The organism is Anaerocolumna jejuensis DSM 15929 (genome assembly GCF_900142215.1).
Classification (GTDB): domain Bacteria; phylum Bacillota; class Clostridia; order Lachnospirales; family Lachnospiraceae; genus Anaerocolumna; species Anaerocolumna jejuensis.
Genome location: NZ_FRAC01000007.1, coordinates 408,472 through 434,314, shown reverse-complemented (window position 1 = coordinate 434,314; position 25,843 = coordinate 408,472). Strand labels below are relative to the sequence as shown.

Annotated in this window: 24 protein-coding genes and 1 other RNA gene; 6 read left to right on the top strand and 19 right to left on the bottom strand. The window is 39.3% G+C overall.

From position 1 onward, the window contains the following. Position 1 precedes the first annotated feature (1 nt). The 4 genes from BUB77_RS05425 to BUB77_RS05410 all read right to left on the bottom strand — a co-directional run bounded on the left by BUB77_RS05425 (position 2) and on the right by BUB77_RS05410 (position 4,538). Positions 2 to 676, bottom strand: coding sequence for a response regulator transcription factor (locus BUB77_RS05425; protein ID WP_073273641.1), 675 nt, complete (start codon positions 674 to 676; stop codon positions 2 to 4). A gap of 223 nt (positions 677 to 899) precedes the next feature. Then, positions 900 to 1,625 carry a peptidylprolyl isomerase gene (locus tag BUB77_RS05420; protein ID WP_073273639.1) on the bottom strand — a complete coding sequence of 242 codons (726 nt, stop codon included), beginning with the start codon at positions 1,623 to 1,625 and terminating at the stop codon, positions 900 to 902. A 141-nt stretch (positions 1,626 to 1,766) separates the two neighbouring features. Continuing rightward, positions 1,767 to 2,420, bottom strand: a complete 654-nt coding sequence (locus BUB77_RS05415; RefSeq protein ID WP_073273637.1) for a flavodoxin family protein — start codon at positions 2,418 to 2,420, stop codon at positions 1,767 to 1,769. A 414-nt stretch (positions 2,421 to 2,834) separates the two neighbouring features. Continuing rightward, the gene (locus BUB77_RS05410; protein ID WP_084123931.1) at positions 2,835 to 4,538 is read right to left on the bottom strand and encodes a phosphatidylglycerol lysyltransferase domain-containing protein; all 1,704 of its coding nucleotides are present in this window, start codon (positions 4,536 to 4,538) and stop codon (positions 2,835 to 2,837) included. A 514-nt stretch (positions 4,539 to 5,052) separates the two neighbouring features. On the opposite strand from BUB77_RS05410, the gene BUB77_RS05405 reads away from it, so the two are divergent. Both BUB77_RS05405 and BUB77_RS05400 read left to right on the top strand, forming a co-directional pair. Then, complete coding sequence (locus tag BUB77_RS05405) at positions 5,053 to 5,976, top strand: phosphodiester glycosidase family protein (protein ID WP_073273635.1); 924 nt, start codon at positions 5,053 to 5,055, stop codon at positions 5,974 to 5,976. A gap of 246 nt (positions 5,977 to 6,222) precedes the next feature. Beyond that, positions 6,223 to 7,260: a bifunctional glycosyltransferase family 2/GtrA family protein gene (locus tag BUB77_RS05400; protein WP_073273633.1), complete on the top strand. Its 1,038-nt coding sequence runs from the start codon at positions 6,223 to 6,225 to the stop codon at positions 7,258 to 7,260. Here the strand turns inward: BUB77_RS05400 and BUB77_RS05395 are convergent. The 8 genes from BUB77_RS05395 to BUB77_RS05360 all read right to left on the bottom strand — a co-directional run bounded on the left by BUB77_RS05395 (position 7,257) and on the right by BUB77_RS05360 (position 16,847). Then, positions 7,257 to 7,637 (bottom strand): DUF3783 domain-containing protein, encoded by a 381-nt coding sequence (locus BUB77_RS05395; protein ID WP_073273631.1) that lies wholly within the window; start codon positions 7,635 to 7,637, stop codon positions 7,257 to 7,259. The genes BUB77_RS05400 and BUB77_RS05395 overlap by 4 nt on opposite strands. A 362-nt stretch (positions 7,638 to 7,999) precedes the next feature. After that, a complete protein-coding gene (locus BUB77_RS05390; RefSeq protein WP_073273629.1) occupies positions 8,000 to 8,800 on the bottom strand; it encodes an MBL fold metallo-hydrolase in 801 nt (266 codons plus the stop codon). Between the two features lie 101 nt (positions 8,801 to 8,901). Beyond that, the gene (locus BUB77_RS05385) at positions 8,902 to 10,632 is read right to left on the bottom strand and encodes a response regulator transcription factor (protein WP_073273628.1); all 1,731 of its coding nucleotides are present in this window, start codon (positions 10,630 to 10,632) and stop codon (positions 8,902 to 8,904) included. Next, complete coding sequence (locus BUB77_RS05380; protein WP_170866587.1) at positions 10,625 to 12,370, bottom strand: sensor histidine kinase; 1,746 nt, start codon at positions 12,368 to 12,370, stop codon at positions 10,625 to 10,627. The genes BUB77_RS05385 and BUB77_RS05380 overlap by 8 nt, the downstream gene beginning before the upstream one ends. A gap of 51 nt (positions 12,371 to 12,421) precedes the next feature. Then, the gene (locus tag BUB77_RS05375; protein ID WP_084123929.1) at positions 12,422 to 13,282 is read right to left on the bottom strand and encodes a carbohydrate ABC transporter permease; all 861 of its coding nucleotides are present in this window, start codon (positions 13,280 to 13,282) and stop codon (positions 12,422 to 12,424) included. Next, on the bottom strand, positions 13,279 to 14,151 hold the full coding sequence (locus BUB77_RS05370) for a carbohydrate ABC transporter permease (RefSeq protein ID WP_073273937.1): 873 nt from the start codon (positions 14,149 to 14,151) through the stop codon (positions 13,279 to 13,281). The genes BUB77_RS05375 and BUB77_RS05370 overlap by 4 nt, the downstream gene beginning before the upstream one ends. A 145-nt stretch (positions 14,152 to 14,296) precedes the next feature. Next, a complete protein-coding gene (locus BUB77_RS05365) occupies positions 14,297 to 15,676 on the bottom strand; it encodes an ABC transporter substrate-binding protein (RefSeq protein ID WP_073273624.1) in 1,380 nt (459 codons plus the stop codon). Positions 15,677 to 16,088: 412 nt separating this feature from the next. Then, positions 16,089 to 16,847, bottom strand: coding sequence for an N-acetyltransferase (locus BUB77_RS05360; RefSeq protein WP_073273622.1), 759 nt, complete (start codon positions 16,845 to 16,847; stop codon positions 16,089 to 16,091). Between the two features lie 748 nt (positions 16,848 to 17,595). Here BUB77_RS05360 and BUB77_RS05355 point away from each other — a divergent pair. Both BUB77_RS05355 and BUB77_RS05350 read left to right on the top strand, forming a co-directional pair. Then, the gene (locus BUB77_RS05355; RefSeq protein WP_073273620.1) at positions 17,596 to 18,066 is read left to right on the top strand and encodes a zinc-ribbon domain-containing protein; all 471 of its coding nucleotides are present in this window, start codon (positions 17,596 to 17,598) and stop codon (positions 18,064 to 18,066) included. Between the two features lie 18 nt (positions 18,067 to 18,084). Continuing rightward, entirely contained in the window at positions 18,085 to 18,798 is a 714-nt protein-coding gene (locus BUB77_RS05350; protein WP_073273618.1) for a zinc ribbon domain-containing protein, read from the top strand. A 233-nt stretch (positions 18,799 to 19,031) separates the two neighbouring features. Here the strand turns inward: BUB77_RS05350 and BUB77_RS05345 are convergent, their stop codons facing one another. From BUB77_RS05345 to BUB77_RS30260, 3 genes are all read right to left on the bottom strand, one after another. Continuing rightward, entirely contained in the window at positions 19,032 to 19,292 is a 261-nt protein-coding gene (locus BUB77_RS05345) for a phage holin family protein (protein WP_073273616.1), read from the bottom strand. Positions 19,293 to 19,693: 401 nt separating this feature from the next. Continuing rightward, complete coding sequence (locus tag BUB77_RS30265; protein ID WP_207650832.1) at positions 19,694 to 20,443, bottom strand: hypothetical protein; 750 nt, start codon at positions 20,441 to 20,443, stop codon at positions 19,694 to 19,696. A 36-nt stretch (positions 20,444 to 20,479) separates the two neighbouring features. Continuing rightward, complete coding sequence (locus BUB77_RS30260) at positions 20,480 to 21,307, bottom strand: hypothetical protein (protein WP_207650831.1); 828 nt, start codon at positions 21,305 to 21,307, stop codon at positions 20,480 to 20,482. A 278-nt stretch (positions 21,308 to 21,585) separates the two neighbouring features. Here BUB77_RS30260 and BUB77_RS05335 point away from each other — a divergent pair, with 278 nt between their 5' ends. Further along, positions 21,586 to 21,771, top strand: coding sequence for a PF20097 family protein (locus BUB77_RS05335; protein ID WP_073273615.1), 186 nt, complete (start codon positions 21,586 to 21,588; stop codon positions 21,769 to 21,771). Between the two features lie 49 nt (positions 21,772 to 21,820). Here the strand turns inward: BUB77_RS05335 and BUB77_RS05330 are convergent, their stop codons facing one another. The 4 genes from BUB77_RS05330 to BUB77_RS05315 all read right to left on the bottom strand — a co-directional run bounded on the left by BUB77_RS05330 (position 21,821) and on the right by BUB77_RS05315 (position 25,100). Further along, entirely contained in the window at positions 21,821 to 22,276 is a 456-nt protein-coding gene (locus BUB77_RS05330; RefSeq protein WP_073273613.1) for a GNAT family N-acetyltransferase, read from the bottom strand. 332 nt (positions 22,277 to 22,608) lie between these two features. Next, positions 22,609 to 22,969, bottom strand: a transfer-messenger RNA (tmRNA) gene (ssrA, locus tag BUB77_RS05325). A 290-nt stretch (positions 22,970 to 23,259) separates the two neighbouring features. Then, positions 23,260 to 24,243, bottom strand: a complete 984-nt coding sequence (locus BUB77_RS05320) for a hypothetical protein (RefSeq protein ID WP_073273935.1) — start codon at positions 24,241 to 24,243, stop codon at positions 23,260 to 23,262. A gap of 617 nt (positions 24,244 to 24,860) precedes the next feature. Beyond that, on the bottom strand, positions 24,861 to 25,100 hold the full coding sequence (locus BUB77_RS05315) for a hypothetical protein (RefSeq protein WP_073273611.1): 240 nt from the start codon (positions 25,098 to 25,100) through the stop codon (positions 24,861 to 24,863). A gap of 148 nt (positions 25,101 to 25,248) precedes the next feature. On the opposite strand from BUB77_RS05315, the gene BUB77_RS05310 reads away from it, so the two are divergent. Continuing rightward, the gene (locus tag BUB77_RS05310; protein ID WP_073273609.1) at positions 25,249 to 25,803 is read left to right on the top strand and encodes a hypothetical protein; all 555 of its coding nucleotides are present in this window, start codon (positions 25,249 to 25,251) and stop codon (positions 25,801 to 25,803) included. The last annotated feature ends 40 nt before the right edge of the window (positions 25,804 to 25,843 follow it).

The following is a 25,843-nucleotide window of genomic DNA, read 5'->3' as shown; positions in this document are numbered from 1 at the left end:
TCTAGTCAACCTCAAATTTATAGCCCATCCCCCATATTGTCTTAATATAATCACCCTTGATGCCCATTTTGCTTCTCAGCTTTTTCACGTGGGTATCAATGGTTCTGGCATCTCCGAAATAGTCATAATTCCATACATTGTTGAGTATCCGCTCTCTGGACAATGCAACTCCCTGATTGGTGATAAAATAGGTCAAAAGCTCAAATTCCTTAAAGCTTAAGTCGATGGATTCGTTATCAATCTTTACCATATGGGCGGCTTTGTCCAATACAATACCACCTATTTCCATTATGCCCTCTTCCAGGACATTTGTTCTTCTAAGTATCGCTTCCACTCTGGCAACCAGTATCTTGGGGCTAAAGGGTTTTGAAATATATTCATCCACGCCAAGCTCAAAGCCCAGCAGTTCGTCCTTCTCGTCGCTCTTTGCAGTCAGCATGATAATAGGAACCTTGGAATACTGTCTGATTTCACGGCATACCTGCCATCCGTCCATCTTCGGCATCATAACGTCCAGTATAATCAAAGATATCTCCTTTGTATTAAAGAACATATCCACAGCCTGCTCCCCATTTTCTGCTTCATATACCTCATAATTTTTCTTGCTCAAAAAATCCTTGACCAGTTTTCTCATTCTGCTTTCATCATCTACGACCAATACCTTTAATTTATCCATATGGACCTAACCTCTTTTCCGGAACTGCCCTTATACTCTCCACGTTTTACGGCGTTCCTCCTGCTATATGTATCCGTACTGATTTGCTTTCGATAATATTATTATAACAGATATTTATGAAAAAAGTATGTTTTCAGCGGTAAATGATAAGGACTGCCCCTTACACAGGGCAGTCCTTATCATTATCTCTTATTACCGACGTTTCATTCAAAACCGCCGTAATTTATTCTCCGTATTTTGATACAATTATTTTCTCAATTACAACATCGGTCAAAGGCTTACTATTCTCCTCATCCGTCTTGGTTGCCGCAATGGAATCCAGTACATCAAGTCCTTCATATACCTGTCCGAAAACAGTATGTGCGCGGTACAGCCAGGGTGTTCCTCCGGTTTTGCTGTAGCCTTCTTCGGCATCTTCACTGAATTTATTCCCGTATTGCGCTGTGATGGAATCCAGGGTAGCTCTATCATAGGTATCCTTATCCTGGACAATAAAGAACTGGCTTCCATTGGTATCAGGACCACTGTTTGCCATGCAAAGGGCTCCTCTGTAAGGCTGAAGGTTATCGGAAAATTCATCTTCAAAGCTGCCTCCCCAGATACTCTCTCCGCTGGTACCGGTTCCTGTAGGGTCACCGCCCTGAATCATAAAATTATCCATAACCCTGTGGAAGATCAGTTTGTCATAATAACCCTTCTGGGCATGGGTGGTAAAATTAGACACTGCCTTGGGTGCTTCCTTCGCAAAGAATTTAACATGCATGGAGCCAAAATCCTTCACAACGATTTCTGCTACGGTATCTCCTTTTTTAGGTGCAGCTAACTGGTCCTCATAACCGGATACGGATGAACTGCCGGCTGTCTTCCCGTTTTTTATGGCAAAACCGACGCCCACAACTCCTATCAGGAGAATTAGAACAACTAAAATTGTAACCTGACTTTTTTTCATACTATACTGTTTCCCTTTCTCGTATTATTGCCCTTCCCTATTATTCCTGCGCGAAGGAGCTTTATACGTCCAGCTCAGGCTAAAACACATAAGCTCCTTTTTTCTCTTTCTTCAAGGATTTATCATAACACAGCTGACTTCTTACGTCAATTTTAATGAAAGCTGTTTTCCTATTTCAAAAGCCTCCTGTAAATCCAGAGGAAATTGTTCCTTCCTTACCTTCTCTTTTTCCTCCACTGAAAAACGGCTGGCATTATATTTGTCATAATCTTTAAACTGATAAGTATCACAGGAAACCAGCGTCCTGGACTCTGCCTTTAGCAGCCCTCCGATAATATCCTGATTTCTTTCTGTCAAAGCCTTATAACTCCCGCTCTCATACTGCTCTCTTGGTACGTTCATGGTATAGATAAAGGCTGAGGGTATGCTTTTCTTAAGCTGCTCCCTTTCTCCCTCATTATAGGATAGTATAGGGAATAGAAACCTTTCCAAAAAGGACCTTATCTCTCCTGTCACATCCGAAAAGTAAATGGGTGAACCAATTATCAGAGCATCACATTTTAAGATTTCTTCCAATACTTCCTTTAAATCATCCTTGATAACACAAAGGCCCTTGCAGTCATTTCCTTTCTTCTTACAGGCAAAGCAACTGACACAGCCTGTATATTCAAGCTCATATAAATGATAGAGCTTCGTTTTGGCTCCGCCTTCCTTGGCCCCTTCCAATGCACGTTTTATCAGCTCTGCCGTATTTCCTTTTTTTCTTGGACTTCCGTTAATTGCAATAACTTTCATAGCTGCCTCCTTTTCTTATTAAAAAAATGGAATATTTAAACTTATTCTATAATTTTTTTCTCCGTCCTGTCAAGTATGTCCCGACCCTTCCGCACGGCAAACGCATAAGACCAAATAATTGAAATGAGCAGATGACCAAGGGGGTTGTTTGGGAGTTTTGTCTCAAGAGGTTCCTTATGACACTTAAGCGGCAGGAAACGTGACTAGGTAAAGCAGTGCCACTGTTTGAGCTTGATAACTAACACAGCCATATTTGTTACAGCGAGTTTGGCACTGATTTACCTGCCAGTCACGTTTTCTGCCGCTTTAGTGGAATAGGGGTTCTCGCATAACAAAACTCCCAAACAACCCCCTTGGTCATCGTCCGTTTCCACTAACTTCCTTTATTTGTTAGCCGTGTTCCCTTCCCCAGGTTCATTGCCTGTCCAGCTTAAGAAGATTGGGCAGTATGGTTTTGAACATATTTTTCGGCATCTGTACTTTCAATATGGCATAGCCGAAATTCAGGGAAAAGGTTTTTGGATTAAAGGCAAGGTATCTGGGCTGCCAGTCTGTTGGACCGTATTTTAATTTTGCATGGTGCAGGGCCTGAAAGTCATAGGTCTTATTCATATTTTCATATATAAAGGTAAAAACCTTTTCCGTGAAGCTGGAATTTTGCTCGTTGCAGATATTATACAGGGGAGAGAGTCCCATATTCCCCCACAGCACCCCCTCTTCCTTCATTTTCATAAAGGCATCGTAAATAATCTTCTCCAACACTCCCTGAGGTGCATTGCTTCTTCTTCTGGTTACATCTGCAAGATAAGCCTTTCCTTCCATATAAGGCAGGAAAACTACAAATCCTAGCATCTCTCCTTCTTTACTAAGGGCATAGAAATACCTTCTGTCCATGGGATCATTTAATCCCATTCCGCCAAGCATAAAGCTCATTTCTACTCCGCCCTTTTGCACCAGCCATTCCTCTGTTATGGACTGCATCTGCTTTTCAATCAGGTGGTCCTTCCTTTCAAGTGGCTTGTATTCCGAAACAGTGATTTCCTCTTTGTTCGCATGGTTGATAGCTGCTCTTACCTTGGCAGCCCTTCCGCCTGCAAGATTATATTCGGCAAGAGAAAAACAGGCATCCTCCCCATATTTTACAATGCCAAAGCCTGCCAGCTTTAGCAGGGAATGAAATTTCTCCGTGATATTGATAAACAGGATATCATAGCCATTCTTCCTGCAAAAATCCGTTATTTCTCCTAAAAATAAAAAGCTGTCCTTTTCATCGCATATCATGTCACCACATACGGTAAATACGCTTCCCGCCAGACTGTAAGCACAAAAGCCTTCAATGCCGCTGCCGAAAAAATATTTCTTATCATTTTCCAAGGCCAGATAAGCCATTGGATTGTCACCATATTTTAATACAAGCTGGCGGGCCTTGTGCTTTCCCTGTATGTTGGCAATCGGATTATATACCAGAGGCTTTAGCAAAAGAAAAGCAGATGTCATAATACATATCCAGTTTATGATAATAAGTGTATTGCTGTAAAATTCTCCTGCTGCTCCCTTAATGCCAAGGCTGTCCGTATCCATAAAGACTAAGAGCTTTACGGAGCTGAAGATGGCATCATAGATCGAATGAATGCTTCTGATATCCTCTTTCATTAAGAATAAGCCAATAGCCGCATTGGTCAGCACTAGAAAAAAAGAGCAAAAAATAAAACCCACGGCTCTTTTTACCGTTATCCGGTCGCTGCTTCTTGCAAAGTCCTTATAGGAGGCCAGAAGCACCACCAGTACAAATACATCCACCAAAACAGTGCGGAACGGCAGCACCTGATGCCTGGTAAGATGATAGGTCAGTCCCATTGTTAAGGCAATTATTTCAATCAGCCAGGCCAGCCGCACTCTTTTATAGAGCCTATATGCCAGCAGCAGCATAAGGGTACCGGATAAAAAAGGAAGAATACCCCGTGGCTGCAGGGGAAGTGTGGAATGCATTCCGCTTAACATATTTTGCAGGCCGCCATGCCTTCTTATCGGCAGTGATAAAAGAATATTTTTGAGCGCTACCAGAATCAATAATATCATTGCCAGATACTGCAGTGCTTTTTTAATAAAGGCCTTCATGATTACTTACCTTCCTTTTACTTTTCTAAAGCGGAGCCTTTCTGCCATTGTACTACCCCAGACGTTATTTTTCAAGCAGGCAGGTAAATATAGGCACGGCAGACGCATGATAGTTTATGGAACCGGACGATGACCAAGGAGGTTGTTTGGGAGGTTTGTTACGCGAGAACCCTTATTCCACTAAAACGGCAGAAAACGTAACTGGCAGGTAAATCAGCGCCAAACTCGCTGTAACAAATTTGGCTGTGTTAGTTATCAAGCTCAAACAGTGGCACTGTTTTACCTAGTCACGTTTCCTGCCGCTTAAGTGTCATAAGGAACCTCTTGAGACAAAACTCCCAAACAATCTCCTTGGTCATCTGTGTATATCCATTATTGGGTTTCATACGTTTGCCTCAGATATAGATTACTGCAATTAGGGCGCATCACAAAAATATCACAGTTTTCTAACAGCCTGAACATAATATTGCTCTACACTAAAGGAAACCCTAGCATTTTGAAAGGAGCTGCTTTTTTGCATACAGATAAGAAAAATCGTAAGAAACCGTTAATTATACTGATTATAGTACTCGCTGCCGTTGCAGCCATACTTTATATGGCTGCAGACCGCTACCTTATCCAGCATGTCAAAGTAAATAATGCGCTGGATACCGGCAATACCGGAACAGAAAATTCTGATACGAATTATACCTCCGATGACTGGAATTACAACAGTGATTCCGTAACGATTAAAATCAACAAAGTCTCCACCGGTACAGGTGATGACACCGTAACCTATTACACCGCGGACGTTACCTTAAAGGATTCCTCCAGTTTAAAATCAGCCTTCGCTGACAATAAATTCGGACAAAATATCGTAGAGGACACCTCGGTAATAGCAAGTGCAAATAATGCTATTTTTGCCGTTAATGGTGATTATTATGGTTTTCGTGATGATGGAATCATAATACGGAACGGTAAAATCTTTCGTGATATCCCGGCTAGAACCGGGCTGGCCTTTTATTCTGACGGCTCCATGAAGATATATGACGAAACGAAAACTACCGCTGAAAAATTAATAAAAGAGGGAGTAACACAGACCCTTTCCTTTGGACCTGCTCTCGTAGAAGACAGTAAGGCAATAACCGGACTTGGCAAGGTGGAAATCGATACAAATTTCGGCAACCATACCATACAGGGCTCCAATCCCAGAACCGGAGTTGGCATAATAAGCCCCAAGCATTATGTTTTCGTCGTTGTGGACGGGCGAAGCAGCGGATATAGCAAAGGCATGAGCCTTGATGAATTTTCAGAGCTGTTTGTAAACCTTGGCTGTACGGATGCTTACAATCTGGACGGCGGCGGCTCCTCTACCATGTATTTTATGGGAAAAGTCGTAAATAATCCCTTAGGCAGAAATCATGAACGCGGTGTAAGTGATATTCTCTACGTCGGTTAACTGCCTGCCTGATAAATAACCCTTCCAGCTTAGCTCCTATTGCATGCAGATTCTGCTTGAGGATTTAGCTGCTATCAATCAGGGTGTGAAATGTCTTTTATTTCACTAATCCCCATGCAGTATCGCAAGTTTACTCGCAATACTGCTCAAATAATAAGTTAAAAAACACAGCACATTTTTCAATCCAGCTCCCATTACATGCTGCGTCTGCTTGCATACGTTGCACTATCAATGAAAGGAGGTATTATGTTAAATATCGTAATCCCGGCATATGAGCCGGATAATAAATTGCTAACTCTTATCGATTCCTTGAAGTCCCGTCCTGATTTTGGCAGGGAACTAAACATACTTATTGTCAATGACGGAAGCTCCCCAAACTATAACCGAATTTTTTCTGAAGCGGCAAGAAAAGGCTGCTCTCTCCTGACCCATGAAAAGAATCTCGGAAAAGGAGCCGCTCTAAAGACAGCCTTCTCCCATCTTATAGAAACCGGATACCAGGGCTTTATTGTATGCGCTGACTGTGACGGTCAGCACCGCCCTGAGGATGTTGAAAAGGTTGCTGCTTCCCTGCCCGGTAATACAAACTCTCTTGTACTGGGCTGCCGGGATTTTGTCGGCAAGGTTCCTTTAAAGAGCCGGCTTGGCAACCTGCTGACAGGAGCAATCTATTCCTTTATCTCCGGGCAGAATCTGAAAGACACACAGACCGGCCTTCGGGCATTTTCCTCTGAGCTTCTTCCCTGGTTGGTAAGTATAAAGGGAAGCCGCTATGAGTACGAGATGAACCAGCTCCTGGAAGCAAAGGGTGCCCATGTAAAGCTTTGCTGTGTTCCCATTGAGACCGTTTACGAAAATAAGAATTCGGGAAGCCATTTTCATCCTGTCAGAGACTCCATACGGATATATCTGCCTATCTTAAAATACCTGCTTTCTTCCCTTATGGCAGGCGGAATTGATTTTATCCTGCTGTTTCTCTTTATGAAGCTGTCGGACAGTCTGCTATTCTCCGTCATAGCTGCAAGAGTAATCAGTTCGGCTGTTAATTTCTTTTGCAATAAAATTCTGGTATTTGAGAAAAAGGAGCTATCCCTTAAGGAAAGCCTGGTAAAATACTACCTGCTGGCAGCCTTTATCCTGCTGTGCAATTACACCCTTATCCACTCCTTTACCTATGTGGTGCATATGCCTTTGCTGGCGGGTAAAATTCTAACCGAAATTATTCTTTTCTTTTTTGGTTACCAGATCCAGCGCCTGTACATCTTTCGCAAGGAATATGCTTAAGGCTGTTCATTCATCTTATTATATTCTTTTATAAGCTCTTCATAAAGCTCAGGGGCAGTCCAGAACCGGTTCGTATCGGTAAGGACTGCCTTTAGGCATGTTTTTTGTACCCCTGCTTTTTTAAGTGCAGTCAATACCGTTTCCATTTTGGCACCGGAAAGACCTGCCATAACAATCATTTCGCCTTCCAGTTCACTGCCGTCATAGATATCCTTTATGCCACTCATATCCTTATATCCGGCGAGGTAGTCGATGCTTTGAAGATAATCCTTTTTGTCCGCCGCCTTAACTGCAATACCAAGAGGAAGTAGCGCTTTCCCGATTTTCAGCCTTTTTTCCCTTACAGGTATATTAAAAAGTACTATAGTTTCTTTCATTTCTGTTTCTCTGCCTGCCGCATATCATTGTAATACTGCCAGCTAAAGGAAGTAATTAAAATTACAATGCGGCGTCCTTTCATTATGGTTTATATTGGTTTTAGTTTTTCTATTTTATTGCTATTATTGTTTTTCTTTCTACTGCTTTTTCACTTTATTACATTCCATTTTCATTTTTCTTTTTCTATTATTATTCAGTTTTTAATTTTAATCAACCTTTATTTTATCAATCTTCATTCTCTATAAAATTATTGTTTTCCCTTCTGTTTATTTCCATTACCTCCCGAAACCATTTTATTAAAAAATGAGCCCTATACGGTACTTATCTTCCTATATTCCTCCTGCTGCCAGCCCGGTCTTTACTACAAAACCATCCCATCAAAAGCACAGATCATACCTTCTGCCTTTAACTTTACTTCTGTCTCTTCAATACTGTCATGCAAGGTTCTTGCAAAGTGAGACAGTATCACACTTCCGTTCTCTTTCAAAACATGGTTTCTCTTCATGGCAGGCAGAAGCATTCGTATCATCGGCAGAGTATTATGTGAGGCTATTCTGAAATCATCCGCATAATCTCCTACGGTTGCATCCAGGATAACAGCATCCAGGTCCCGTCCCATTAGATAACTCCAGGTTCCGGCAAGAAACCATCCGCCATCACAGCCATAGAGAATTCTTTCTCCACCCAGCTCAAATTCATAATGCAAGGGAGCTTCCATGACCATTGCAACTTCATGATTGGCAGCCAGGGGCATAACCTGCAGCTCATCAAGCATCACAGGCTTTTGTACCTTCAGGGGCCGCAGCTCTGTCCGGTATAAGGTTTCCTTGTCAAGCTGCAGGTATGGTACCATACTTTCATGGCAAAAAAAGTGGACCTTCCCCTCTGCTTCCAGGATAAAATTACTTAACGCTTCCCTGTCAAAATGATCTTCATGGCTATGGGTAAGAAAAATATCTGTCAGCTGAGATAAATCAAGCTTCAACACATTTTTAGCAAAAAAGAAAGCCTCAGGAGCCGGATCAATTAAAATATGCCCATTTATCCACAGACTGCTGGTTCTTCTCAGTTTACTGCCCCTGTCAAATTTTAAATCCCCCTGGGGATGATATGCCCAGTCTGCCGCACCGGTTCCCAGAAATATAAATTGAAAATTCTTCATATTAATCCTCAATCCTTATGCCAGATTTAAATTTTTTAGCCATAATGCCATAATACAGTATTTCACAACCGTTATCAGGCATTATTTTATAACAAGTACTATTACATCAAATGCTCCATATATTCCTTTGGAGTCATGTTATATTTCTTTTTAAATAAGCTGAAGAAATACTGATAGCTGTAAAAGCCGGACTCTTCAATCAACTCCTTCAGCTTCCTGTTTTTAAGGTCCATCAGTTCTTTTGCATGCTCAAGCCTTACCTCATTCAAATATTCCACAAAGCCGACTCCAACCTCGTCCTTGAACAGCTTGCTGATATAGGAGCTGTTCATATTCAGGCTCCGGGCAATTTCTCCAAGAGAAATGGATTCCCGAAAATGATTATGAACATAGGCAATCATGCTTCTGACCGGTTTTGAATAGGACTTATCCGCTTCCCGCTTGATAAGAACCTCCAGGATAGAACCGTATAATCCAATCATAAAAGCCTTACAGTCCCTGAATCGTTCTATATTTCCCACGTATTCCATAATACCGGTTGATTTATCATAGATATTTCTATAGTCAATTCCATATTTTTTGCAGATGGAAAAAGAAAGAATCACCAGCTCATTAAATAACTGTGCACAGCCCGCTCTTGGTATTTCCTCTCTCCTGATTGTTTCAAAGATAGTATTCAGTAGGTACTGCAGCTTTTCTTCCTCTTTATTTTTAACAGCCAGGAGAATGCTTTGTTCATCCTTAAGGGATATCCCCTGCCCGTTATTATATTCTTTCACTGCTTTTGAGCTGATGCCGTTACCCTCTTCCTCCAAAAACATACTTTTTCTTCTCTCATACAGCTCCAGATAGCTTTGGTCAATCTCCTGCAGGGCACATATCCTGCCAACATGGAAGTTGGCCTTCTGCTGCAGGTACTTATACAGGCAGAATTCGCTTCTTTGCACTAATCTTTGCACATCCTCGCTGACCGTTTTCCGGCTGACCACTCCGTCAAAGGAGACCAGTATCAGAATCAGGTTATCTTCTATAGAAACCGCAAGTCCCTGATGATTTTCAACAATAATGTGCTCCAGCATCGTACAGATGGAAGCATCTGTCATCAGCTTTTCCTGCACGTGGTTTTCCACGCTCCTGCTCCCATTGCTGCCATTAATAACGGTGTGCGGCAATGCTTTTCTTTCACACTTGCTCCCGTTGCATACCGCAGATGAGTCTGCGGTACTGCCATTAATAACGGTGTGTGAAAATGCTTTTCTTTCACACATCTCCTCCATACGCCCAAAGGAGACCAGTATGGGCAATACCTGTGCTGTTCCCATATCCAACCGTATCAGCTTCAGCTTAAGCTTAAGCTGCTCTTCCCTGCCATGGTAAAGGCCGCCCAGCAGCTGCCATACGAACTGCTTGCAGATTGCTTTCCGATCGCTTTCATTTTTCAGGGTATCAAGTCCCAGGTTCAGCTTCCCGCTGCCTCTTTTTAAGGCTTCCAGTAAAACCTCGCCAGTTAAATCATTTTTAATTAAATAATCCAGTGCATTATGCTTCATAGTATCCCTTACGTACTGGTAATCATCGTAGCTGCTGATGACTATCGTACCAATCTCAGGATAATTTTTATCTATAAATCGTACTAATTCATCCCCGTTTACATGCTCCATCTTCACATCGGTTATCACAATGTCCGGATGAAGCTTTGGGATTAAACCCATTGCCTGTTCTCCGTCGCTGCACTCACCACAGATCGTATAGCCATACTTTTCCCAGTCCAAAAGCGTACGAAGTGTAATCCGTACCAGGAGCTCGTCATCTACTATCAGAACTTTAATCATCCTCACCACCAACTTCCGTCAAACGGGGAATCCGCAGGGTTATCCGTGTATAAATCCCTTTTTCTCCGGTAATGCTTACACCATATTCTTCTCCGTAATGCAGCAAAATCCTCTGGGAAATATTAAAAAGCCCAATCCCAGCCGAGTCCTTCATGGTTGATAATAACTCACTGCTTTCCTCCTCGCTAAGCCCAATCCCATTATCTTCGCAGACAACCTGGACTTTATCCCCTTCCGAATAAATCATAACCGTGATATATCCCCTGGGATCATTCATAATACCGCCGTGCTTGAGAGAATTCTCGACCAGAGGCTGTATCAGCATCTTAAGTATATAGCAGTTCTCTAACCCATCCTCGATTTTACAGATAAATTTAATGGGGCTGGCACTCTGGTATTCCTTCATACAAATGTATTTGTTTAAATATTCAATTTCTTCCTGAAAGGTATGATAAGTCTTCTTGGACATATTGGTCCGCATAATGCAAATCAATGCGTCACAGGCATCGGCTACCGGGTTTGCTTCCTGCATCTTTCCCATAATCTTAATAGTATTCAGGCTGTTATACAGAAAATGAGGATTTATCTGTGCCTGAAGTGCCTTTAAGCCAAGCTTGCGCTTATCCCTCTCATTCTTTTTGATAGCTTCCATCTGCTGATTAATACGTTCAATCATCTGCTCAAATTTATGATAGAGCAGTTCCACCTCATCCCCTGAGTCAATCGTGCATTCCAAAGTCAAATGGTCCGCATCTACCTGCTCAATTCCGGTAATCAGGGTACTCATATTCTTTAAGAAATGCTTTGCCAGGCTTAAGGAAAGAATGATTGTAAGGACTACGACCGCAGCAATAATGAAAAACTGAACCGAAAGCAGATTATCGTAGCTGTCGGCTATTTCGCGGTAAGGTATAAATATATAATTTCTCCATCCGGTCACCTCAGATATATTACAAATGACAACGGTTTTCACATGGTTGATTCTGCCTATTTTATAAGAGTTGTCCGTTCCGTATTTCGACAGGTCACCAAGTTCTGATGAACTGGACAGGCCCAGATTCTCCATATCCTTATCGTAGACAATCTCTCCGCTTTCCGGATCGGCAATGAGCATGGCCGAGGAATAGCCTGCGGCAGTATTGTATTTTTTATACAGGCCTTTACAGTTTACCGTCATTATTGTCCAGGCCCTGGGGCTTTGCTCGGACAGTTTAAGCTTCTTTATCAGTATCAGCTTGGAATAATCATATTTGTCTGCAGCAGGGTCTATGGAGAAGGATATCTCCTCCCCATCGGTCATATTCTTGTAATGCTCCAGCTTGTCACCTGCTATTTTTACACTGCTGCCTCCGCCGGTAAAATACATTCCATTTTCAGATACGACAACAATATTCTCAAGATATTCCGCACCGGTCATTCCCATCCTTAATATCTGGCCCATCTCACTGATATCGTTATACATTTCATTGTGGCCATTATAGGATGACTTTGCCAGAATCTTCGTTATGGTTTTGTTATTCTGCAGAATATAGGCAAGAAGACGTGCTTTTTTCAAATAGGAGTCCACATTGTTATTGGTAAGCTCCGTCATCTCATTGGCATAGTCAATGGCATTATCCATCAGCTGGTCTGTATAAATGCTTCCCCAAAGCAATGCCAGAGCTATGGTAAAGGAAACCACCATGCTGACCATGATAATGATAAATTTCGCCTTCATGCCTGAAAATTTCTGTTTCACTCTGAGCAAATATGCCTCTCTCTCCCATAAACCCATGCAAAATACCCTATTTTAACCTTTCACTGCTCCGTCGGAAAGCCCTGCAACTATGTGTCTCTGAACTGCCAGATAAATAACCACTACCGGCAAGGCAACAATCACAACATCGGCAAACAGCAGATGCCAGTCCGATGCCTTCTGCCCCAAAAATAAATAGGTTGTCAATACTGCCGTCGTACGCTTTGAGTTATTCAGCAAGTAAAGGGATATTCCAAAATCATTCCAGATTGTCATGACACAATTCATCAGTGCCGTTACCGTAACCGGTTTAAGGAGCGGAAAAATAATACCGAAAAACATTTTTAAAGGACTGGCGCCATCAACTATGGCTGCCTCGTCTATTTCACCGGAAATTCCTTTTATAAATCCCGTATACAGAAAAAAGGTAAATGGAAACGTACTGGCCGCATATACCAGTATAGCACCAAATACAGCCGCATTGCCAGTAGTCATTTTCAACTTGGATAGCTCAAAATAAATAGGAACCATGGCAAGGGGAAGGGTCAGACCCATGATAATAAAATTATTGAAAAATTGGGAAAGTCTGGTCTTTCTTCTTATGATGACAAATGCTGCCATAGAGGCAAACAAAAGAACCAGAACAGAGCCCCCCACCGTTACGACCGTACTGTTAAAGAAGCTGGATAGTATCCGTGCTTCCCGAAATACCGTAGAATAATTCTCAAAAAACTGCCTGAAGGAGGCACCCTGTAGATTCAGCTGCAGCAGATTTGCCTCACGCTTGGTTTTCATGGAATTCACCAATACCAGAAGAAAGGGGATTAATATCACAAAACTTGCCAGAATTCCAAGGAGCTCTAGAAGTTTTTCCTTTATTTTTCTGTGTCCTGCCCTTGAACTTTTATTTGTCATAGCTCTACCTCTTTTCTGGCAATGGTTCTATAGGTGAACAGGGTTATGATTAGTATGATTGCCGCAAGCAGCGTAGTACCGGCCGTAGCTTCCCCATACATCTGGTAGCTGTAGGAACGGTAAATTACGGTGTTAAATACCTGTGTGGCATATCCCGGTCCTCCGCCGGTGGTTGCCACAACAATATCAAATACCTTCAGCCCTCCGATAATGGAAAGAACAATGACATTGTTGACAGAGGGAAGCAGCAGCGGAAAGGTGATGCGGTAAAATCTATCCCAGGCAGTGGCCCCATCCACTGTGGCCGCTTCATAATAATCCTTTGAAATATTCTGCATACCGGCCAGAAGTATCATCATGGTATAGCCCGACCACTTCCAGATTTCAATTGCACAGATGGACAGCATGGCTATTTTCGGGTCTGTCAGCCATTTCTGCTCCAGGAAGCCAAGGCCCACCGCTCCCAGGAAATTATTCAGAATTCCCTTGCCCGGGTGCAAAATGGAAGTAAATACAATACCAACCGCAATGGAGTTGATAACCGCAGGCATATAGAAAACCGTCCTTAAATACTTGGTAGCCCTCATAGTCCTGTTTAAAAATACCGCCAGAACCAGGCCGATAATTACCTTCCCCATTGTGGTCACGATTGTAAACAGAAACGTATTTTTAAAGGCAATATTCATATTCTCTTTTTTTAATATATTGATATAATTTTCTAAGCCTACAAAATCTGCTTTTTTAAAATCCCAATTCGTAAAGGAATATCGAAATCCTATGAAAAAGGGGAGGATAAAAAATAAAAGAAATACCGTAATGCCCGGGATAATAAAATAGTAAGGGTATTGTTTATTTCTGATCTGTCTCATTCCTTTCCGTTTACAGGGCTCCGCAGTCCCGGATGCTTCCTTGCTCAGAAAGAGGTGCCGGCAAATAGTAATGCCGGCCCTCCATCCAAACTGCAAAAGCACCTATATGTATTTTTATAGCAAGCTAACCCGGCTATGGGATTTCTTAATAACCCCAATCCGCATTTTTATTATCCTTTGCATACGTATCCCAATCATTGTCTGTCCCCTCTAATACCTGCTTCGGTGTTTTGTCACCTGCCAGCATGGCCTGAATATCCGTTGCAAGGGACGGTACGGAATAAATCATATAGGGCTGGGACTGTGTCTTACCTGCCTGAATCATAGCATAGGCATCCTTCGGAATACCCAGCAGGTCAACATCAATTCCATTGACGGACGGAACACCGGAATGGTTTTGATAATAAACGCTCATGGCATCCTTGGAAGAAAGTGCACCTGCAATCTGTTTTGCCAGCTCCACATTCTTGCCCGCCGACGGAACTAAAAAGCCCGTGGGTGTTTCCGTATAGGCCACCGTTGCGGAGCCATCCTTGGAAGGTATTGCGAACATACCAATATTGTCCAGCTCGTCCTTGGACTCAGCAACTTTTGCCAGCTCCGAGTAAACCCAGGTAGCCTGGGGATACATGGCACAGCTGCCGGTTAGCAGAGCCTGCTGGGCATCCTCATAGGTGTCTGACAGGAAGGTATCTTGGGTATATCCCTTATCAAACAAGCCTTTGAATTCTGAAAGCATCCAGTTAGAATACTCATCATCGGCCCATTTAGCACTGTGATTGTTCAGCTTATCAAAAATCCCCTGCTCCTTCAGAAGCATTTTTGCACGTGAGTCAATGGAAAAGATTTGAAGCGTCCACTCATTTCCTGCGGCACCGGATGTAAAGATTGGTGTAACTCCGGCTTTCTTAAAGATTTCACAGGCTGCCATCAGCTCATCCCAGGTCTGGGGAATTGCCACATTGTTATCAGTAAAAACTTTCTTATTGTAGCACATGCCGAAGGTCGTTACATCTCCAAAGGGTGCACAAAGGAGCTTGCCGTTAACGGTCTGCTTCGGAGATTCCAGGATGATATCACTGTAATCCTTTGTCCAGTCACCGGATAATTCTGCAAAGGAATCTTCTCCCATGTTCAGCACACTTACCTGGGCCCCCTGGAACCAGAGGATATCCGGCACCTCACCGGACTGAACCTTTGCATAAATAAACTCTTCACCGCTGCCGCCCTCCGGCACCTCCTCAAATTCAAATTTTACATTATATTTATCCGCTACATAATCAAAAACCTTATTCGCTTCCTCCGTCCTCCAGCTGGAATGGCATAAAACAGTTAAGGAAGTACCCTTTCCGTCAATTGTCCCCTCTGTCCCCTCTGCTGCTCCCTGGGTATCTGCCGGAGCACTTGTTGCCTGGGGAGTATCTGTTACAGCCGTGCCACTGTCCGCCGGTTTTGAACTGCAGCCGGCAGCCATACCTGCAATCAGGAGCATACTCATTGCAAGGCTTAAAAACCTTTTTTTCATAACACTTTCCTCCTTTTTTTGATACTTTTATTATAGCAATGAAATACAACTGAAGTTGTAATAATTTCTTAGATTTATTAGTATTTTTTTTGTTTTTTATATATTTTTTCATTTTCAGAAAGATGAATCTTTTATTCGCATAATATTTACACAATTTTCGCTTGCTGTTTATATGCTTTATTGGAATTATTGTAGAAAGCAGGTCTTATTCAGGAGAGATTCTTCGAATATGAGCTTCAAATTTGGTAAATGGCAGACAACTTATTCCTTAGAAGTATTCCTGTTCCAAAATTTTTGATTGTACAGGAAAGAGGGCATTGTATATGCCATTGATAAAAAACTGGCAGGTCATATATAATGGCCTGCCAGTTTTAATACAGATTTAAACATTTTGTTGTTTTAAATGCCCCTGCTATTTCTGAAATTTTTCTTCAATAATTTTCTCGAATTTCTTTTCCGTTAGAATTTCGTTTGTTACGTATTCGCCATTAAAAAACAAGCCATAAGAAGTAAATGGAGCAGGAGCATTCTGGGCTTGTTCCGTCGTTTCAAAGCGGACTGTTTTTAATGGAACGCCCTTTTCACTAGCAACAGCTTCAATTAAAGGCACATATTTTGCTGTATAGGGGCATTGATACGCATAATATAGTACGAAACCTTGTTCATCAATTTTGGGGGATTTCGCATTATCTTTAAAGCAAGGCCTGGTTGCTCCCTTTTCAAAAGGCAAATACAAAAGCTCGTAAAATGGTTCTGCCTTATCAGCCAATTCAAAGCCTTTATATTTTAAATACTTTGGGTCCGACAGATAGGGCATTTTCTTCTTTGACGACAAAACTACAAGTCCTTTTTTGCCTTTTTCCTTGCTATCCCTGATACATTCCTCCAACAGCAGATTCGAATTGCCCTGTCCCTTAAATTGTCCCGATACCCAAAAGCAATCTATATACATATAGCCCTCCGCTATAATCGGTGCCCACGCTTTTTCAGCAGGAATATACTCAATAAAGCATTTACCTCTTACATCACCTTTTTTGAATACAAGTCCATCGTCAAATCTTTCCGCCAGCCAGGATTTTTTTGCAGAAACCTGGCAGTCGTTGTTATTTGAAATCGCGCAGCAGATATGCTCTTTCTCTAAATTGTCCTTTGTCACAGTAATGATTTCCATTGAACATCTCCTTACCTTACAGTATGTATTTGTAGCAGGATTGCCTGGTACCTTCCATATAGGGTATCTTGCTTTCTCCGTGTTTATGATAGTATATCTAATATATAATTAATACCACTTCACAGCATCAGTATCTATGCTGGCTCAACATGCTGCTCAATACTATATATAAGCTCTTACAAGTATAGGCTAATTGATGTAACAGAGTGGAATCCCCCCTACAATAACTAATTGAATGCGTCTACCCTACCCAGGTAATTTGAGCTTAGAAACTTTTTATATAGACCTTAAGATGTATTTATTTAATAGCTTAAATAATCATTACATGGTAAAACATAATACAAATTATATTTATTTTTAAGCTCATCCCATTAATGCATAGGTTTCTTATGCAATATTATAAAATTAGTTCAGTAAATTTACAAGTAAACTTTATACATAATGGTATAATGAATTTGGTCATTGATGATAGGTTACTCGGCAACATTCCCATGACTACGATACCAAGCCTTGTTAACTATATTTTCAATCAAAACATAATAAATCTATGAATTTAAATATAAAAAGTAAAATTCATAGATTAATAAATGGTAGAAAAATCATACTTGAAAGAATCTCAGGGTCTATTAATGTTATTTTATAATAATCTACAGAGAGGAAAACCCTGTTTACTATGTTTGTGTTTTTTATTGACAAAATAGGTACTTTGTCCCATAATAAATACAATATATTACATAGGAGGGGTAAAATGATATGCCCTTATTGTTCTAAAGATATACCAGATGACAGCAGATTCTGTGTAAATTGTGGAAAAAAACTCACTGAAACATACTCTAATAGTTGTAGATGCACTTCTTGTGGCAGCCAAATACGTGCCGATGACAAATTTTGTGTAAATTGTGGTTCTCCTGTATCCAGTACCGCTGTTAAATCTTCGGATACAGATTTAGCCTTCCAGAAAGCCCAACTTCAAATTCAGGCTATGTCTTTAAAAGCTCAGCAGGAACAACTACAATTGCAGCAAAAACAATATGCATCTATGCCTAAATGCCCTCGTTGTGGTTCCACTTCCTTGTCAGGAAATAAAAAAGGATTTGGAATCGGCAAAGCTGTAGTAGGTGCATGGGCATTTGGCCCATTGGGGTTAGTGGCCGGTAATATTGGTGCGAAAAAGGTTACAGTAACATGCTTAAGTTGCGGAAAACAATTTAAAATCTGATTCAGGGAGAAAAGGAAAATGTTTTGTAGAAATTGTGGAAAAGAATTTGAAGGAAAATTTTGTCCAGCTTGCGGTACACCTGTACTCATAGAAGCTGATAGTGAAGTAGAGTATGTAAGAACTGAACACAAAGAGCCTTCACAACGTATTCAGCAAACACAAAAAGTTCGCATAAATCAAAAGCCATTCAATAAAAATAAATGGTCTGGATTTAGAGGTTTTCTGTTTTTCTTGTTATTAGTAACAGTACTAATAACAGTTCTAGTAAATGTAACAAGCAACTCAGACACAAAACCTGCATCCAGCGTTAAGCCTGTTAAAGTAGTTTTTGATGCCAGCAGGTTTATTGTTAATAATAAAAGAACTGTAACTGAAAAAGAGCTAATTAAAATACTTGGAAAACCGGAAAATATTGATAAATGGAATTATAAGGCAAATGATATGAAATATCCTATAAGAACTTTGTCTTATGATAAGGGTAAATATGAATATTCATTTAATAACAAACACCTTCAAAGAATAAGTATTGATAATACATATAATTATAATGACAAAGACGATATACTTAAGATGTTTGGTTTAAAAAAGTATTCTGACACTGTTATAAAAGATATCAATACAGCGTATAGATGTAGGAATTGCGGAGTCTATGACTTTTGGATTTATGACATGGATAGCAAGACTAAAAAATTTAATGGTGTAAAAATATCATATAGTTCACTATTTGATTAATTGACAACCCGGAGATTTACTCCGGGTTTTTTAATTAAATTTTTAGTTAAGCAATTTTTTATCTTTTTCATACCTGCCAACATCAATATGTAACCTATACATATAATACTATTCTAAATATAATAGAATGGCTGTTCAATTCTTAGAATCATCCTGCTCTTTACATGTATTATAGTAGCTGTTTACCTTATTTATAGCCTCCTGGATCCACTACTGCTCTATTGGAAGCATATTTATTCACCTTCTTTCTTTGTAAGATTCCTAACAGCTTCAAAAGCTCCTGTGCTGGCTAATCCACTCGCTAATCCTCCTAAGAGAATTTCTGGTGTGAACTCCCATCCACTGATCCAAACGTTTAAAATAACCCCCAATATCCCCATAATTAGAGGTATGTATTTATTGGGGATGAAGTCAAGGCTATGTTTAATGATATAGCCTACTGCCAGGCAAATTGCCATTACTAGTAATACTACATACTGTGTTAAGATTTCCATATTTAATACTCTCCTTTTCTTGTGGATAGGTCTTTAAGTTCCACATATAATCTTGTTACAGTTCCTTTTCCGTCTAATTCTTAACTTAAGCTTTAAATTGTGTAAAAATACATTTTATTGCTAATCCGAATCCAGATACTACAAAGGTTATAATGTTTCAAACCAGTCTCTTATAATTCATATTACCATATATTTACTATTTCTGCAAAATAATTAGAAGAGCTATACCCTCATGGAACTTCATATTTTTCTGATGGCCTTATGGATGAATTTAAAGAGTTTAAACAACGCGAAATACAACAAAAAAAGGTCTTGTATACACAAGACCCTTAGTATGAAGCTGAGTGGAATCGATTCTATCTCCAAAATACTCAGAAATATTAAACCTATATACTAAAAGGTTAATCCCACCTATCTATTTTATATAATACAGTTCCAATATCAGTTGTCACTTTGAATATTTCATTCCATTCACTTCCACTTTGAAGTCTTATACCACAAGCAGAAGAATCACTATATCCACAAATGTCTTCTTCTTTAGAATATGCTTCAATTGTAGACCTAATCTCACGTAATTCTGATTTTAAATCCTCTGGGAATAAAGCATTGCCACTACCACCATGCTTATAATTTGTATCCTTTGCTCCATTCAGTATAAAATGCACAGATTTACCATGGTGCTCAAAATTCCCATACCACATCGAAGGTTGATAGCATATCCCTGTTACTTTACAATATCCTATATTTAAATTCCATACACTATAACTTGATCCGCCAATGTATACATAATGAGAAAAAGGATTCCTACGTTCATTGGTGTCCCATTGAATAATTGGCGGAGCATCATCGAATTCAGCTGTTAAAATTGCAGAATAATTCTTTTTCCCTGAAGTTACTAAGTATTCGATATCTTTAGCTAAGGGTAGTACTGTTCTATAAAATTTCTCCCAAGTGATTGTAACAGTAGGTATGTCCATACCTTTTTTTACTTTAGGTTTAGTAATTAAATGAGAGAATACACCTTGCGTGGTATCTTTTAATTCTTGTCTTTTGACCTGCTTCCACAATAGATTTAATTCTTCCAATTCTGCAAATCTTCGATGTAGAGATTTTTCAATTCCTAATTTCTCTATGATTTTTTCTGCTTGCATAATATTTCCGACTGTTGGTCTAGCTTGTGGTCTTTGTTATTGTAAAGGACTCATCTTCTCAGCAAATCTTTTACTAACACTTTCAAATGGTAATCCATCTACTATATCGTCTAGTAAGGTTCCTATCATGTTGCTACTTATATGACAAAATCCTGTTGGAGCCATAGCAACAGCAAGCCAAAGTACATTATTCTTTTTTCTACTGTCATTGATACAGGAAATTTTATTATGTATATCTTTAAACCATTCTGCAACACCTAAACACTTTTCAGAACGATATAAAGAATCAGTCTTTAATAGAGTTATAGCCTGGTTTACTGCTTCCACAGGGTATTTGTTAATTGCACTAATTAATATATTATAGTCCTCAGCCTTTTCAGCCATTAACTGAGATTGATTTCTAAGTCTCGAAGTAGATACCATATGCGAAGGTAATTGAACTGAAATGTGCTGCCATACTCCTGTTATTGGTTTACCTAATATTTCATTATCAGAAATAAACACTCCGGTGACCCTGGAATTGAGTATCTTATCAATAATAACATTAACAGAAGGCGTAAAAAATAGTGGAACTTTTCCCCAGATAGCTGATTCAACATCCCCATTTTCTTTTATAAAAACTAATCCTCCAAACCGTTCTACAAAATTCTTACACGCTCTACAGGTATAATTTTTTCTTGCCTCTTCTGGAAGGTTATCCAGAAATATATCATATAGATTTGTGGCATTTGTTGTAAATAATTTAACATTTTCTTTTTTGGAAAGAATATTAAAGTGATCTTTCAGTGCTTCCAAAAACTTCTCATACTCATCACTTGGCCTTTCATCAACTTTATTGGTGTAATCGTTTGTTATTCCATTCATTTTACTCTCCTTCTCACATTGCACATTACATATTATTTATCGTTTAAATCATTCAATTTACTTAGGTTCTTATCAATTCAATCACCTATTTTACGTAATTCACCCCTTTATATTTTTCCTATAACTATACATCAATCAGTTACTTTTATTCCGGGCCAGGAACTTACTGCTCCGGTCTGGCATGGGATATACTCTTATGTGAGAAAATAGGGTGAAAACGGGAATTTTGTGAGGGCATCTGCATAAAATGTACAAACCAATGCTAAAAGGAGAAAAACATGGAATGTCCCTTCTGTAAGAGCGATAATATAATATCCGGTTATTTGATGGGAGCCTATAAAATACGATTCATATCTAATAAAGACAGACATTTTACAAAAGATACATATCCTGTTGACATCTATGTATGTAAAGAGTGCGGTTCAGTTGTTAGGATAAAGGTTAAAAACCCGGAGAAGCTTTAAAATTGACAGCTACCAACTATCAACGTCAGTTGGTAGTTTATCCTTAAGCCTATTTATCCGTTATTCTCTTTATGTATTCTATCTCATTGTCATCTCTGGAGAACTCGATGTATCCGAATTTCTCATATAAATATTGATTACCTTTACTAAAAATAGGCGTTGAAAGCTGCCATACTAAGATATTCTTATAATTCTCTTCAACTAATTCCATTGTTCTATATCCATATCCTTTACCTTGGTATATCGGTTTAATAACAAAGTCCTCAAAACGCATTGTTTCACTATCTATCAGTATGAGAAATAAGCCACCTATAATATGGCTATCTAATATTATTTTATAGGCAATAAAGTTTTTTATTATGTGAATTTGTGATTCTATGCTATCATAACCAGGCGGGCCTCCATTTCTTCCCAGATATGTACTAATTTCTTGATTATATGCTGCGATTTTAATTTCTGTAATTACACTTGCGTCACGTATATCTGCACGTTCAATACTCAACATATTGTTTACCTCCCTTTTCGTATACCTCTAGTATAAAGCATACATTAAAAATGAGTAGACTATTATTTTAAGAAATGGTAAGATAAAATCAAGTTAGATAAAAAATATATTTTTTCCACCAACTATCCATATTCAGTTGTCAATTTTCATTCCCTCTTTTAGTGAGAAGGCTCTGGGGATTAACAGTGAAAGTATTGATATTAAGAAATATAATGCTTGGTTAATGCTATAGGATAAACCGGATAATGAAGTTTCAAAGAATGGATTTAAAGAATTAATGCAACACGAAATGCAACACAAAAATAAAAACCTCAGTAAATACTGAGGTTTTAGTATGGAGCTGAGGGGAATCGAACCCCTGTCCGAAAGCCCATTCATTGCAGCATCTCCCATTACAGTCAATCTTTTTCGTGAACAAGTTCACACATTCCCTCCATCAAGCGCCGGTTGACAGGCTCATGACTTCAGTAGCTTCATAATTCTTTTATCCTCTCAAAGCTTTGAGGACAAAGTGCCTTGCTAATTTGATGCCGAGGTCTTAAACCGCAAGAAGCTTAAGTTCGACAGCTGCCATTAGGCAGCGTACGCTAAATTATCGTCTGCGTTTAAATTTTATTCTAAGTTGGTGACGCGGTCCTAGTCCGCGAATGGCTTCCGCAACTTCAAAACCCCCGTCGAAACCAGTACAACCCCCTATAAAGGATTCCTTTGGTTTGCAGACATTCGAAAGTTAAAGTTAAACTAACTTCAGTTGTTATTATAACCAGCAATTGTGTCTAAAATGTGTCTAAAAAAAATTAATAATATATTTATACTATATTCAAAGTATATACATATATGAACGTTATAATCATTCTTGTAAACACAAGAGAATTCTTGGTTAAATAATTTTTTTCATAAAAAAGGGGCTGCCGCAAACTTATCCGCATAACTGGGTTTGCTGCAGCCCCTCCTCCAATTACGGCCGTTTAGCCTTCCTTCTTTCAATGACATCCTCCCTGGCAGGAATTGCAATCCCCGCAAACAGTTTTCAAGGTTACTGCCATGTTACAGATTTCAAAGTCATACTCGCTCAAGGGATATATATGTTCCTTCCACCCTTCTTTATAATATCCGTATATAAAACACATCTCTTCCTTAAAACAGATTCTTAATGGAACCACTTCCTCATCATTCCCTCCAATCATACTGGGCCGGATACTTGGTTCTAAAATATCTATGGTATTATTTCTCTTATTATTTATAAGCAGTCTGTCTGATGAGGTAATAAGGGACGCAACACTGCCATCCTCATAGAAGGCAAGAGAATTATCGTCTCCATTTATACCATTGGCATTCTTATCAAATGCTGCTATTCTTCCTATGGGCGTATTAATAAATAAAGGATAGGCCGGTTCAAAGGATTTGACCTTTCCATTAGGGTAAAAGGCCATTCCAAATCGAATTTTGACCCTCCCCCCATACAGCGGCACCATGAGAAACTCTTTGGGCCACAATGTCAGGCTTTTTAGCTGCCCTTTTTCATAAAATTGAAGACTGATGACCTTCTTATCATATTTTCCAAAAGGAAGCTCCAAAGGTATGGCCTGAGCCAGTTCAAGTTCATTCTCTTCCGTCCAATAGCCGGTAATCTTCCCGTTGAGAGGAAATATTCTTTTTATGCTTCCGTCTTCATAGAAGGTGACAAGTTCAGCTTTTAATTGCCCTAAGGGCGTATTTACCGGTGTCTGCCGTTCCATTGCAATCCGTTTAAGATTACCGTTTTGATAAAAGGCAATTGATTTCGTATACTTCTTCCTAACGGCTTCTGTTGTATACTGGGGAATAAGGATTCCATAAGGTGTCTTTAATATGACCTCTTTTTCCAGGCTGCATTCCATTAAAGTCCCATTCGAATAATATTCAGGAGAGGATATCTCCTTTAGACATCCATATTTGGTTTCATAACAAAGATTTTCTTTACCCAAGCCATTCTCCTCCTGCCTGTTTTTTCTAAGAATAGCATCTATAAGACCAGGAATCAATATTGCAAAGTAGCAGGAAAATATTTGTTTGTAACTGCATAATTGGTTATTTTGCAGCTCAAAGATCAGCTTGTCCCATTTTATTATACTCATCTATCTGGATATAACAATTTATTTTGGTTATTTGCCTATCCGGATAGTTTTCTTTTCTCATAGTGAAATTGTTCTTTTTATAATGATTCTTTCTAATTAATGGATTCTTTTCAGTTAAAGTGATTCTCTCCAGTTAAATCAATTCTTTCTAACTAAAGCGATTCTTCTCAGTTAAATCAATTCTTTCTAGCTAAATCAATTCTTTCTAGTTAAATCAATTCTTTCTAGTTAAATCAATTCTTTCTAGCTAAGGCAATTCTTACCAGTTAATCCAATTCTCTCTAGTTAAATCAATTCTTTCTAGCTAAGGCGATTCTTACCAGCTAATTCAATTCTTTTTAGCTAAAGTGATTCTTCCCAGTTAATTCAATCCCTACTAGTTTAAGCAATTCTGTCTAGTCAAATCGATTCTATCCAGTTTAATTGATTCTTTCTTTTAAATGGATTCTTCCCATTAAACATATCCCTTACTTCTTTATGACTACTTTTACTAACCTTATCCCATCCGGAAGGTCTTTTTTTACTCTCATAGCACGGTGAGCTTTGTCAATTAACTGTTTTTTTATATCTTCGGGATATTTTTCATCAAATTCATATATGTACTCCTTTGGCATATCCTTTAGTGCGGCTTCTACCAAGGACCCCCCATTTTGCAGATATTCAAGAAGTGCTTCTTTTAATATACTCTCGTATTCCTGATATTTCATAGTGTTGCTCCCTTTCTTTTCATATTAGACCATTATATGCAGCAGAATCTAAAAATTGCCCGGTTCTCATAGAAAGATGTTTTTTACATGAAATCCAGTAACCCTACATAACATAAAATATAAAAGTAATTTTAATTGAGGTATTACCTTGGACAATGCCAGTCGCAGCGGATATTATTCGGAAGAGGATTTAAGAAATGTATTACGGCAGTACTTTGTCGATTATGCTATGTGGATGAGATTTTTGATAGTAAGCAGTGCAGCTAACCTGAAAGACCTGGATGTTATTAAGAACCGGTTATTTGAAATACCCATTGATTTGGCCAGGCTTTTTCGTATATACTTTGATGCAAAAATGACGGATGTCTTTGAGGATTTGTTCAGAACCCATATTAAGCTGACCATCGATTTGGTGGAAGCTTCAATTGCCGGGGATAATACGTCCTTTGCTCATACAATGACAGCCTGGAATGAGAACGCAAAGGCTCTTTCAGCACATCTGTCCCTTATGAATCCCTATTGGAATCAGCAGCAGCTTGAGAATTTACTGGTTAATCTTTTATCCATGACGCTGGATGAAGCAACGAAAAGAAAGAATATGCAATATGCGGATGAAGTTTATCAATTTGACAATATTGAATATTTTGTCCTTATGATAGCTGACATTCTCTGGAATGGTATGGTGAAAAAATTTTATACTTAAAAACTTAATTTAACTTATATAGCCTGCTTTCATCACAATG

Bases quoted from the DNA above. Each gene is read 5' to 3' on its own strand.
- BUB77_RS05425 (WP_073273641.1), bottom strand. From the start codon at position 676: ATGGATAAATTAAAGGTATTGGTCGTAGATGATGAAAGCAGAATGAGA.
- BUB77_RS05420 (WP_073273639.1), bottom strand. From the start codon at position 1,625: ATGAAAAAAAGTCAGGTTACAATTTTAGTTGTTCTAATTCTCCTGATA.
- BUB77_RS05415 (WP_073273637.1), bottom strand. From the start codon at position 2,420: ATGAAAGTTATTGCAATTAACGGAAGTCCAAGAAAAAAAGGAAATACG.
- BUB77_RS05410 (WP_084123931.1), bottom strand. From the start codon at position 4,538: ATGAAGGCCTTTATTAAAAAAGCACTGCAGTATCTGGCAATGATATTA.
- BUB77_RS05400 (WP_073273633.1), top strand. From the start codon at position 6,223: ATGTTAAATATCGTAATCCCGGCATATGAGCCGGATAATAAATTGCTA.
- BUB77_RS05395 (WP_073273631.1), bottom strand. From the start codon at position 7,637: ATGAAAGAAACTATAGTACTTTTTAATATACCTGTAAGGGAAAAAAGG.
- BUB77_RS05390 (WP_073273629.1), bottom strand. From the start codon at position 8,800: ATGAAGAATTTTCAATTTATATTTCTGGGAACCGGTGCGGCAGACTGG.
- BUB77_RS05385 (WP_073273628.1), bottom strand. From the start codon at position 10,632: ATGATTAAAGTTCTGATAGTAGATGACGAGCTCCTGGTACGGATTACA.
- BUB77_RS05375 (WP_084123929.1), bottom strand. From the start codon at position 13,282: ATGACAAATAAAAGTTCAAGGGCAGGACACAGAAAAATAAAGGAAAAA.
- BUB77_RS05370 (WP_073273937.1), bottom strand. From the start codon at position 14,151: ATGAGACAGATCAGAAATAAACAATACCCTTACTATTTTATTATCCCG.
- BUB77_RS05365 (WP_073273624.1), bottom strand. From the start codon at position 15,676: ATGAAAAAAAGGTTTTTAAGCCTTGCAATGAGTATGCTCCTGATTGCA.
- BUB77_RS05360 (WP_073273622.1), bottom strand. From the start codon at position 16,847: ATGGAAATCATTACTGTGACAAAGGACAATTTAGAGAAAGAGCATATC.
- BUB77_RS05355 (WP_073273620.1), top strand. From the start codon at position 17,596: ATGATATGCCCTTATTGTTCTAAAGATATACCAGATGACAGCAGATTC.
- BUB77_RS05350 (WP_073273618.1), top strand. From the start codon at position 18,085: ATGTTTTGTAGAAATTGTGGAAAAGAATTTGAAGGAAAATTTTGTCCA.
- BUB77_RS05345 (WP_073273616.1), bottom strand. From the start codon at position 19,292: ATGGAAATCTTAACACAGTATGTAGTATTACTAGTAATGGCAATTTGC.
- BUB77_RS30265 (WP_207650832.1), bottom strand. From the start codon at position 20,443: ATGCAAGCAGAAAAAATCATAGAGAAATTAGGAATTGAAAAATCTCTA.
- BUB77_RS30260 (WP_207650831.1), bottom strand. From the start codon at position 21,307: ATGAATGGAATAACAAACGATTACACCAATAAAGTTGATGAAAGGCCA.
- BUB77_RS05335 (WP_073273615.1), top strand. From the start codon at position 21,586: ATGGAATGTCCCTTCTGTAAGAGCGATAATATAATATCCGGTTATTTG.
- BUB77_RS05330 (WP_073273613.1), bottom strand. From the start codon at position 22,276: ATGTTGAGTATTGAACGTGCAGATATACGTGACGCAAGTGTAATTACA.
- BUB77_RS05315 (WP_073273611.1), bottom strand. From the start codon at position 25,100: ATGAAATATCAGGAATACGAGAGTATATTAAAAGAAGCACTTCTTGAA.